This window comes from Sandaracinobacteroides sp. (assembly GCF_057137845.1).
This window is the reverse complement of record NZ_DBNHFX010000231.1, coordinates 1-9722: the sequence shown is the minus strand read 5'-3', so window position 1 is coordinate 9722 and position 9722 is coordinate 1. Positions and strand designations below refer to the sequence as shown.

The window sequence follows — 9722 nt, the reverse complement described above, 5'->3', positions numbered from 1 at the left end:
ATCGCCTCGGGGCGGATGGCTGCCTACAACAGCGCCAAGGCGGCGGTCCGCCACCTCAGCAAATCGGTTGCGCTGCATTGCGCCTCGAAGCGCGACGCGATCACCTGCAATTCGATCCACCCGACTTTCATGGACACCGCGATCCTCGACAACTTCCAGACGGCAACGGGCATGTCGAAAGAGGAAGTGAAGGCGAAGCTTGGTCGACAGATTCCCATCGGACAGATCGGCGACCCCGACGACGTGGCATGGGGCGCGGTCTATCTCTGCTCGGACGAGGCCCGCTTCGTGACGGGCACGGAACTGTGTATCGACGGCGGCATTTCGGCAATGTGATCCGCAGCCGCCGGGCTTTCGCTCGGCGATCGTCTCGGGCAAGAGGGAGCGGGCCAATCGCGCGGGAGAGGATTTCATGAGCAGCAACATCTACCCTGTTCCAGCGGCGTGGGCCGCGCGCGCCAAGGTGGATGCTGAAGGCTACGCCAGGCTCTACCGCCAGTCGCTCGACGATCCGGATACATTCTGGCGCCGGGAAGCCGCCCGCATCGACTGGATGACCCCGTTCACCGAAGTCTCGAAGTGGAGCTTCGACAAGGCCGACTTCGGGATCCGCTGGTTCGCCGACGGCGCGCTGAACGTCAGCGCCAACTGTCTCGACCGGCACCTCGCCACCCGTGGCGACCAGATCGCCATCCTGTGGGAACCCGACAGCCCCGGCGAAGGCCGCCGCATCACCTACCGGCAATTGCACGAAGCGGTCTGCCGGTTCGCCAACGGGCTGAAAGCGCTGGGCGTTGCCAGGGGGGACCGGGTCACCATCTACCTTCCGATGATCCCCGAAGCGGCGATCGCGATGCTGGCCTGTTCGCGGATCGGCGCGATACACTCGGTCGTATTCGGCGGCTTCTCGCCGGACTCGATCGCGAACCGGGTGGAAGATTGCGATTCAAAGCTGATCATCACTGCCGACGAGGGGCTGCGCGGCGGGCGGATCATCCCGCTGAAGGCCAATGTCGACGAGGCGCTGACAAGGCTTCGCCCCGGTCAGGTGGAAAAGGTCGTCGTCGTTTCGCACACGGGCGGCGGCATCGCCTGGAACGAAAGCCGCGACGTGCGCTATGCTGACCTTGTGGCCGCGCAATCAGCGGAATGCGCGCCCGAACCGATGAACGCCGAAGACCCGCTGTTCATCCTCTACACCTCCGGCTCGACCGGCAAGCCAAAGGGCGTCCTGCACACGACCGGCGGCTATCTGGTGTGGGCAACACTGACGCACGAACTGGTGTTCGATTACAATCCGGGGGAAATCTACTGGTGCGCAGCCGACATCGGTTGGGTGACGGGGCACAGTTACGTCGTCTATGGCCCGCTGGCGAACGGCGCGACGACCGTGATGTACGAAGGCGTGCCGAACCACCCCGATTTCAGCCGCTTCTGGCAGATCATCGACAAATATCAGGTCGAGATATTCTATGCCGCCCCCACCGCGCTGAGGGCGCTGATGCGCGAGGGCGACGAGTGGGTCGCCAAAACCAGCCGCAAGTCACTCAGGCTGCTGGGGTCGGTCGGCGAACCGATCAACCCCGAGGCATGGGAGTGGTATCATCGCGTCGTCGGCGAGGATCGCTGCCCGATCGTCGACACATGGTGGCAGACCGAGACCGGCGCGACGATGATTGCGCCGCTGCCGGGGGCGTTTGCGCTGAAGCCAGGTTCCGCCACTTTTCCGTTTTTCGGGGTCGCGCCGGAAATCGTCGACGCCGAAGGGAATGTACAGAATGGCATCGCCGAAGGAAATCTTTGCATCACCCGTTCGTGGCCAGGGCAGATGCGCACCGTCTGGGGCGACCATGAACGCTTTTTCCAGACCTATTTTTCTGCCTACAAGGGAAAATACTTCACCGGAGACGGCTGCCGCCGGGATGCCGATGGCTATTACTGGATCACCGGCCGTGTCGATGATGTGATCAACGTCGCCGGGCACCGCATGGGAACCGCCGAGGTGGAAAGCGCGCTGGTCGCGCATGAACTGGTCGCCGAGGCGGCGGTCGTCGGCTATCCGCACGACGTGAAGGGCCAGGGCATCTATGCCTATGTCACGCTGAACGCCGGTGAAACCCCGACCGACGCCCTGCGCAAGGAACTGGTGCAATGGGTGCGGCACGAAATCGGCCCGATCGCCACGCCCGATGTGATCCAGTTCGCCCCGGCGCTGCCCAAAACCCGTTCCGGCAAGATCATGCGGCGGATCCTGCGCAAGATCGCCGAAAACGACGTCGCGAACCTTGGCGACACCACTACCCTCGCTGACCCAGGCGTCGTTGCCGATCTCGTAAAGAACCGCATTGCCGCCACGGCCTGAAGCCGAACACCAACACTTCAAAATCAACCCGTTTGCACCAAGGACTTCTGGATGGATCTGTCGCCTGTATCCTCGAACTACGCGCGCCCGACCGAGGGATATATCGACGCGCCGGAATTGCGCGTCTTCGTCGTCGGGCTGTTCTTCATTTTCGGCGGCATCACATCGCTGAACGACGTGATCATCCCCAAACTGAAAGAGCTGTTCACCCTTAGCTACACGCAGGCGATGCTGGTGCAGTTCTGCTTTTTCACGGCCTATCTGCTGGTCGGGATCCCCGGCGCGCAACTGGTGAAGCGGGTTGGCTACATGCGCGGTGCGGTCGTCGGGTTGCTGACGATGATGCTGGGGTGCCTGCTGTTCATTCCGGCGTCGGGCACGGCCGCATATCCCTTGTTCCTGTTCGCGCTGTTCGTGCTGGCCAGCGGTGTGGTGATCGTGCAGGTGGTCTCGAACCCGCTCATCTCGATGCTGGGGCGGCCGGAAACGGTGCATAGCCGCCTGACGTTCGCGCAGGCTTTCAACTCGCTCGGCACGACCGTCTTTCCGATCGTCGGCGCCACGCTGATCCTTGGCAGCCTCGCCCACGAAAGCGCGTCCACCCTGACCGGCCCGGCACTCGATGCATACCGCACAGCCGAAAGCCAGGCGATCGTACACGGCTATCTGGGGATCGCCGTTGCGCTGGCGACGGTTGCGGCAGCAGTCTGGATGTTCCGCAATCGCCTGCCGACCGATACCAACGAGGAAAGCAGCGGCCATGTCGGGTTCGACCTGCTGAAGCGCCCGCGCTTCGGTTTTGGTGCGCTCTGCATCTTTCTGTATGTTGGGGCCGAGGTTTCGATCGGCTCGCTGATCGTCAGCTACCTGATGCAGGGCCATGTCATGGGCCTCGACGCGGAATCCGCCGGGCGGCTGATCGGCCTCTATTGGGGCGGCGCGATGGTCGGGCGGTTCATAGGCTCGGCGGCGATGCGTGTCGTCAGCCCCGGCAAGCTGCTGGCGCTGGTGGCGTTGGGTGCGATCCTGCTGCTGCTGGTTTCGATCAACACTACCGGCGCAGTCGCCGGCTACAGCTTGCTGGCGATCGGGCTGATGAACGCCATCATGTTCCCGACCATCTTCAGCCTCGCCTGTGAAAAGCTGGGTGCGCGCGCGGCAGATGGCTCGGGCCTTCTGAACGTCGCGATCTTCGGCGGCGCAGTCGTGCCGCTGGCAACGGGCGCGCTGGCCGACTTGACGGGCAGCCTTGGCCTTGCGCTGCTGCTGCCTGCCGCCTGCTATGCCGTGATTGCAGCGTTCGGCGTCTATGCCCGAAGGCCCGCCGCCTGACGGCGGGCCGGTTCGCCTATTTCCTGACGCTGTGCAGCCCCTGCTGGAACAGCATCCTCTTCTGCTCCTCGGTTGCCTCGCCCTGCTGAAACTCGGGGCGGGCGGCCACGGCAAAGGCGCGCACCGTTGCCGGCCGTTCTGCAATCGCCGCCGACCAGCGGGCAATGTTGGGCAGCGGATGTTCGCCGGCGAACTGCTTCGCCGCCGACGATGCCCAGGAATAGCAGGCGATATCGGCGATCGAATATTCCTCTCCGGCAAGATAGGCGCGATCTTCCAGGCGCCTGTCCATCACCCCCAGCAGCCTGAGCGACTCGTTGGTGTATCGCTCGATCGCATAGGGGACCTTTTCCGGCGCATAGTTGCGGAAGTGGTTGGCCTGCCCCAGCATCGGCCCAAGCCCCGCCATCTGCCAGAACAGCCATTGCAGAACTTCCGCACGCCCCTGCGCATGGCGTGCAGGCTGGATGAACCGCTCATGCTTGTCGGCCAGATACAACAGGATCGCACCGGACTCGAAAATATGAACGCCATCGGCCAGATCTTCCAACGCCGGCATCCGGTTGTTTGGGGAAATCTTCAGAAACTCCGGTCTGAACTGGTCGCCAGTGCGGATATTCACCGGCACGATTTCGTATGGCGCACCAAGCTCTTCCAGCATCATGGTGATTTTGTGCCCATTGGGCGTCGGCCAATAGTGCAGGCGATACATCAGCAGCTCCTCAACCAAGATCCTTCAGATTCCGGATGTGCAAATTCCGGGGGTGCAATCGCAATCGATGCAGCCTAGCAGATGGGGGTGAACGCACCGAATCCCAACCTGCCGCGCAGCCATTTCGCCATGGTTTTCACCGCGCTGCTGGTAACGGCCGCCGGAAACACGGCATTGCAGTCGATCCTGCCGGTGATCGGGCGGGAAATCCACATCCCCGACATGGCGATTGCCGTCGTCTTCTCGCTGTCGGCCCTGTTCTGGACATTTTCAGCACCCTATTGGGCGCGGCAGTCGGATTTGCGCGGCAGGCGTCGGCTGATGCAGCAGGGCATCACCGGCTTCGGCATCTCGATGCTGCTGTGCGCGGCGGTGATCCTGCTGGGCCTGAAGGGCATCCTGGCGCCGATGGTGACGTTCGTCCTGTTCACTCTGGCGCGCAGCCTGTTCGGCATTTTTGGTTCCGCCGCCAATCCTGCGGCGCAGGCCTATGTCGCAGCCCGCACCAGCTCGACTGAACGAACAGCGGCTCTTGCCGTGCTGGCGTCGGCTTTCGGGCTTGGCACCATCATCGGGCCGGCGATCGCGCCGCTGTTCATTCTGCCGTGGATCGACCTCTCGGGGCCGATGTTCGCCTTTGCGCTGATCGCGCTGGGCGTGGTGATCTGGCTTCAGGCGGGCCTGCCCGACGACACCCCGTCAACGCACGCCGGGCGCGGCGCCGAAGCATCGATGCCGACGATCGGCGGCATGTCGACGGGGGCGACCGTCGTCGCCGCCGAGGAAACCAACCTGACCGGCCGACGCGAGCGCATGCGCGTGACCGATCCCCGCATCAAGGCGTTCATGGTTTTCGGCTTTGCATCAGGTTCGTTGCAGGCGGCAACCGGCCAGGCGATCGGCTTCCTGATCATCGACCGCGCGTCGGCGAACGCAGGCGTTCCAGCCACGCAGTTGATTGCGATTACCTTCATGGCGGGCGCCGGCGCCACCCTGCTGGTGCAATGGGGGGTGATCCGCATCCTCGACCTTTCGCCACGGCAACTGATGCGCTGGGGAACGGCGATCGGCGCACTGGGCGTGATGGGAATTGCGTTCGCCCACAGCTTTTACGCGATTGCGCTGGCCTTTGCCCTGTCGTCGGCCGGGTTCGGCTTCGCCCGCCCCGGCTTCACGGCCGGATCATCGCTTGCCGTCGGCCGCGAGGAACAGGGCAGCGTTGCCGGTGCGGTGACGGCGGTAAATGGTGCGTGCTTCGTTCTGGCGCCTGCCGTTGGCATCGGCCTTTATGAACTGAACCCGTCGCTACCCTATTGGCTGAGCGCGATGGGGCTTGCGGCGTTGGCTGTCTATGCGTGGACGAACCCGGTCCTGTCGCGCGATCCGCCCGCGCAGGACGACGACGAGGACGAAAACGACGACCCCGTCATGCAATGACGACCTGCCAGTCGGCCCGGCCTTCCAGAAACGCAAGAATCCCCAGCGCCTCGACGCCGGGCGCCAGATCGTCGGCGGCAAGATCGTGCGCCGCCATCGCCGTCTGGCAGGCCGCGATCGAAGCGCCCAGATCCACCAGCGTCTGATAGTCCGGCCGCAGGACGGGCCTTGCCAGTTCCTTCGTCGCTTCGGCCTTCACCAGCACCGCGACGGGGCGGCCGAGCGCCGCCGCACAGGCCGCAAGCTCGACCGCTGCGGCATGGCGCTCGTCGGCCATCTGTGTGACGATCAGGAGCAGACCGGGCATGCCGGGTCTTTCAGCACCCGGATCGACCGCGTGGCGAGGCTCAGGCCTTCATAGAGCCAAAGCATCCCCAGCCGGCTTTCGCCGAACCCGGCAAGCAGCCGCAGCACTTCCAGTGCCTGCGCGGCGCCCATCACACCTGCCAGCGCGCCCAGCACGCCGATGTCGGCGCAACTGTTGCCCGGCACATCTTCGGGCAGGCCCGCAAAACAGGCATAGCAGGGCTGGCCCGGCAGATGCCCCGCATAGACGCCCAACTGCCCTTCGAACGGCCCGATCGCCGCCGACACCAGCGGCACCCCCAGCGCGACCGCCGCACGGTTCACGGCGCTTCTGGTCGCGAAATTGTCGCAACCATCGGCGATCACGTCATGCTGCGACAGGAACGTCGCCGCCGTTTCTTCGGTCAGGCGTGCCACGATCGGTTCGACGACGATATGCGGATTCAGCGCGTGCAGGCGCTCGGCTGCTGCCTCGACCTTCGGGCGGCCGACGTCTGCCGTGGTGAACAGCGCCTGCCGCTGAAGATTCGACAGGCTGACCACATCATCGTCGATCACGGTGATCTGCCCGACGCCTGCCGCCGCCAGATACATCAGGCACGGATTGCCAAGCCCGCCTGCGCCGACCACGGCGACGGTCGCCGCGCGCAGGGCGCGCTGGCCGCTGCCGCCGACTTCGCGCAGCACGATATGCCGCTGATAGCGTTCCAGTTCCGCATCCGTCAGCATCAGTGCCTGCCCGTCGATCCGAAGCCGCCTTCCCCGCGCACGGTGCTGTCCAGCGCATCCACCGGCGCCCAATGGCAGCGCACATAGGGCGCCAGCACCAACTGGGCGATCCGCATTCCGCGCGTGATCGCAAACGGCGCCTGCCCCAGATTGGCCAGAATGATCTTCACTTCGCCGCGATAATCGCTGTCGATGGTGCCGGGCGCGTTCAGCACGCAAAGCCCTTCCTTCAGCGCCAGCCCCGACCGCGCCCGCACCTGCATTTCATGGCCCGGTGGCACTGCCAGCATCAGCCCGGTTGGAACCGCCGTCCGCGCGCCGGGCGCAAGCACCAGATCGGCTTCGACTGCGGCAAGCACATCCATGCCCGCCGCCCCCTCGGTGCCATAGGCGGGCAACGCCAACCCCTCGGCGTGAGGCATGCGCACTACCTGCACTTCAACCATCGAGCATCCCCGCGATACGCGCCGCAAGCGCCTGCGCCACATCTTCCTTCAGGCCTTCGGCAAGCGTCTCGACGCCGGATGCGCTGACCAGATGCACGAGGTTGCGATCCCCGCCCATCACATCGCCCGACACATCGTTGGCGACGATCAGGTCGCATCCCTTGCGCACCAGCTTGGCCTGCGCATGGGCGATGACATCGTTCGTCTCGGCGGCAAAGCCGACGACCAGCTTCGGGCGTCGGGCGCTGCGCGCAAGTGCCGCCAGAATGTCGGGGTTTTCCGACAGCACCAGCACCGGCGGGCCGGACCCGTCCTTCTTGATCTTGCGATCCTGCTGATCGACGGCCCAGTCGGCAACGGCCGCCACCATGATGGCGGCGTCGGCAGGCAGCGCTGCTTCCACCGCGTCGGCCATCTGCCGCGCGGTTTCCACGTCCACCCGGCGAACGCCCGTCGGCGTCGGCAGCGTTACCGGGCCAGAGATCAGCGTGACGGTGGCACCCATCGCCGCCAGCGCCCCGGCCAGGGCATAGCCCTGCTTGCCCGACGACCGGTTGGCGATGTAGCGCACCGGGTCGATCGGTTCGTGCGTCGGGCCGGCGGTGATCAGGATGTGACGGCCCTTCAGCGGCCCTTCGGCAAAATGCGCGGCAAGGGCGGCAAGGATGCTGGCAACTTCCGGCAACCGGCCCGGCCCATGCTCTCCACAGGCCATGGGGCCGACATCGGGTTCCAGCACTGCTACGCCACGGGCGCGCAGCGTTGCCACATTGGCGACAGTTGCCGCGTGCTGCCACATGCGCACGTTCATCGCCGGTGCCACCATCACCGGCTTGTCCGTCGCCAGCAGCAGCGTCGTCGCCAGATCGTCGGCACAGCCTGCCGCCATCTTCGCCAGCAGGTCGGCGGTTGCCGGGCACACCAGCAGCAGATCGGCCGCGCGCGACAGTTGGATATGGCCCATTTCGGCTTCGGCGGTCAGGTCGAACAAGTCGGTGTAGGCGCGCGATTCCGCCAGCGCCGCCGCCGAAAGCGGCGTGACGAACTGTTGCCCGCCGCTGGTGATGACAGGGGTGACGCTGCCGCCCTGTCGGCGAATCTCGCGGATCAGTTCCAGCGCCTTGTAGGCAGCGATGCCGCCGCCGATGACGAGGAGGATCCGCCTTCCGTTCAGCATCATGGTCTTCTAGCGACGGCGGCCCGGAAATCCAACACTCGGCCGCCTCAGCGCGGGCTGCGCTTGGCGAGAATACGCTGCAAGGTGCGTCGGTGCATCTTCAACCGGCGCGCCGTTTCGCTGACGTTGCGGTCGCACAGTTCATAAACGCGCAGGATATGCTCCCAGCGGACGCGGTCGGCGCTCATCGGCTCGGCGGGCGGTTCGGGCCGTTCGCCGCCCGTCGCCAGCAGTGCATGGATCAGATCCTCGGGGTCGGCGGGCTTGGCCAGATAATCGACCGCGCCTTCCTTCACTGCGGCAACCGCAGTCGCCAGATTGCCATAGCCGGTCAGGATGACGACCCGCGTGTCGGGATGCAGCCCGCGCAGTTCCGTCACCAGATCGATGCCGTTGCCGTCGCCGAGGCGCAGGTCGAGCACTGCATAGTCGGGGCGGAACTGCCGCATCAACTGCCGCGCTTCCTCGGCGCTGGCGGCTGCCTGCACGTCGAAACCGCGCCGCCCCAGGGTCAGCGCCAGCCGCTGCCGGAAGCTGTTGTCATCGTCGGCCAGCAACAATGTTCCATGCGAAACGCCGTCGCCTGCGCCATTTTCCGTATCGGCCATTGTTATCGGCCCTCTTCCCTTTTTCGTTCCCTGACTGCTTCGATGTCTGCCTTGCGCCAGCGGCATTCCACCCTTGCACCGCCTTCGGCACGATTTCCGAATCGAAGCGCACCCCCTGTACGCCCGAGTAGCGTTGTCGCAATGAATATTCCTAGCCCCGTCGATCCGGAACGCGAAACCGAAGGGCCAAGAAACGGCTCGCCAAGCCTTGGCAGCAGGTCTGCGCCGAAGCCCGGACCATCGTCGGATACCACCACCCAAAGCTCGTCGGCCGTTTCTCCGGCCACAACGAACACGCGCTGGTTCGCATGCCGCAGCGCGTTGCCGATCAGATTGGCAAGCCCGTGCATCAATTCCGGCGTGCGGGTCACCACCGGCCCTGCCCCCGCCTGCCAGCCGAACGTCAGTTCGACGGGAACACGCGTCGGCTCGAACGGTTCGATCACTTCGCGCAGCAGGGCCGCAAGCGCCAGTTCGGGAAACGGATGTTCGGCCTCCGCCCGCTCGGAGATGCCGGTCAGGATTTCCCGGCTTCTCCGCACTTCCTGGTTGAGCAGCGATACATCCGGGCCGAACTCCGGATCGTTCGCCAGCGCCTTTTCCAGGTCGCGGG

11 protein-coding genes are annotated in these 9722 nt (G+C 65.1%); 4 read left to right on the top strand and 7 right to left on the bottom strand.

Annotated features, from left to right (window positions below; genetic code table 11):
- The 3 genes from AC16JP_RS12025 to AC16JP_RS12015 all read left to right on the top strand — a co-directional run.
- Positions 1–336 (top strand): SDR family oxidoreductase (locus AC16JP_RS12025; protein ID WP_484340855.1); only part of this gene is annotated, 336 nt, incomplete at its 5' end.
- 76 nt (positions 337–412) lie between these two features.
- Positions 413–2362: an acetate--CoA ligase gene (acs, locus tag AC16JP_RS12020; RefSeq protein ID WP_484340854.1), complete on the top strand. Its 1950-nt coding sequence runs from the start codon at positions 413–415 to the stop codon at positions 2360–2362.
- 51 nt (positions 2363–2413) lie between these two features.
- Positions 2414–3694 carry a sugar MFS transporter gene (locus tag AC16JP_RS12015; protein WP_484340853.1) on the top strand — a complete coding sequence of 427 codons (1281 nt, stop codon included), beginning with the start codon at positions 2414–2416 and terminating at the stop codon, positions 3692–3694.
- Positions 3695–3710: 16 nt separating this feature from the next.
- Here AC16JP_RS12015 and AC16JP_RS12010 read toward each other — a convergent pair whose 3' ends face one another.
- Entirely contained in the window at positions 3711–4424 is a 714-nt protein-coding gene (locus AC16JP_RS12010; RefSeq protein WP_484340852.1) for a glutathione S-transferase N-terminal domain-containing protein, read from the bottom strand.
- Between the two features lie 69 nt (positions 4425–4493).
- On the opposite strand from AC16JP_RS12010, the gene AC16JP_RS12005 reads away from it, so the two are divergent.
- Entirely contained in the window at positions 4494–5843 is a 1350-nt protein-coding gene (locus AC16JP_RS12005; RefSeq protein ID WP_484340851.1) for an MFS transporter, read from the top strand.
- On the opposite strand, the gene AC16JP_RS12000 is transcribed toward AC16JP_RS12005, so the two are convergent.
- The 6 genes from AC16JP_RS12000 to AC16JP_RS11975 all read right to left on the bottom strand — a co-directional run.
- On the bottom strand, positions 5833–6150 hold the full coding sequence (locus tag AC16JP_RS12000) for a hypothetical protein (protein WP_484340850.1): 318 nt from the start codon (positions 6148–6150) through the stop codon (positions 5833–5835). The genes AC16JP_RS12005 and AC16JP_RS12000 overlap by 11 nt on opposite strands.
- Positions 6132–6878: a HesA/MoeB/ThiF family protein gene (locus AC16JP_RS11995; RefSeq protein ID WP_484340849.1), complete on the bottom strand. Its 747-nt coding sequence runs from the start codon at positions 6876–6878 to the stop codon at positions 6132–6134. Before AC16JP_RS11995 ends, AC16JP_RS12000 begins: the two co-directional genes overlap by 19 nt.
- A complete protein-coding gene (dut, locus tag AC16JP_RS11990) occupies positions 6878–7324 on the bottom strand; it encodes a dUTP diphosphatase (protein ID WP_484340848.1) in 447 nt (148 codons plus the stop codon). Before dut ends, AC16JP_RS11995 begins: the two co-directional genes overlap by 1 nt.
- Positions 7317–8504: a bifunctional phosphopantothenoylcysteine decarboxylase/phosphopantothenate--cysteine ligase CoaBC gene (gene coaBC / locus AC16JP_RS11985; protein WP_484340847.1), complete on the bottom strand. Its 1188-nt coding sequence runs from the start codon at positions 8502–8504 to the stop codon at positions 7317–7319. Before coaBC ends, dut begins: the two co-directional genes overlap by 8 nt.
- 44 nt (positions 8505–8548) lie before the next feature.
- Positions 8549–9109: an ActR/PrrA/RegA family redox response regulator transcription factor gene (locus AC16JP_RS11980; RefSeq protein ID WP_484340846.1), complete on the bottom strand. Its 561-nt coding sequence runs from the start codon at positions 9107–9109 to the stop codon at positions 8549–8551.
- A 2-nt stretch (positions 9110–9111) separates the two neighbouring features.
- Positions 9112–9722, bottom strand: a 611-nt coding sequence (locus AC16JP_RS11975) for an ATP-binding protein (RefSeq protein ID WP_484340845.1), incomplete at its 5' end; no start/stop codon positions are given.

What these genes read in the sequence shown, in the direction of transcription:
- AC16JP_RS11995 (WP_484340849.1), bottom strand. Translation starts at nt 6,878, where the DNA reads ATGCTGACGGATGCGGAACTGGAACGCTATCAGCGGCATATCGTGCTG.
- AC16JP_RS11980 (WP_484340846.1), bottom strand. Translation starts at nt 9,109, where the DNA reads ATGGCCGATACGGAAAATGGCGCAGGCGACGGCGTTTCGCATGGAACA.
- AC16JP_RS12000 (WP_484340850.1), bottom strand. Translation starts at nt 6,150, where the DNA reads ATGCCCGGTCTGCTCCTGATCGTCACACAGATGGCCGACGAGCGCCAT.
- dut (WP_484340848.1), bottom strand. Translation starts at nt 7,324, where the DNA reads ATGGTTGAAGTGCAGGTAGTGCGCATGCCTCACGCCGAGGGGTTGGCG.
- acs (WP_484340854.1), top strand. Translation starts at nt 413, where the DNA reads ATGAGCAGCAACATCTACCCTGTTCCAGCGGCGTGGGCCGCGCGCGCC.
- coaBC (WP_484340847.1), bottom strand. Translation starts at nt 8,504, where the DNA reads ATGATGCTGAACGGAAGGCGGATCCTCCTCGTCATCGGCGGCGGCATC.
- AC16JP_RS12015 (WP_484340853.1), top strand. Translation starts at nt 2,414, where the DNA reads ATGGATCTGTCGCCTGTATCCTCGAACTACGCGCGCCCGACCGAGGGA.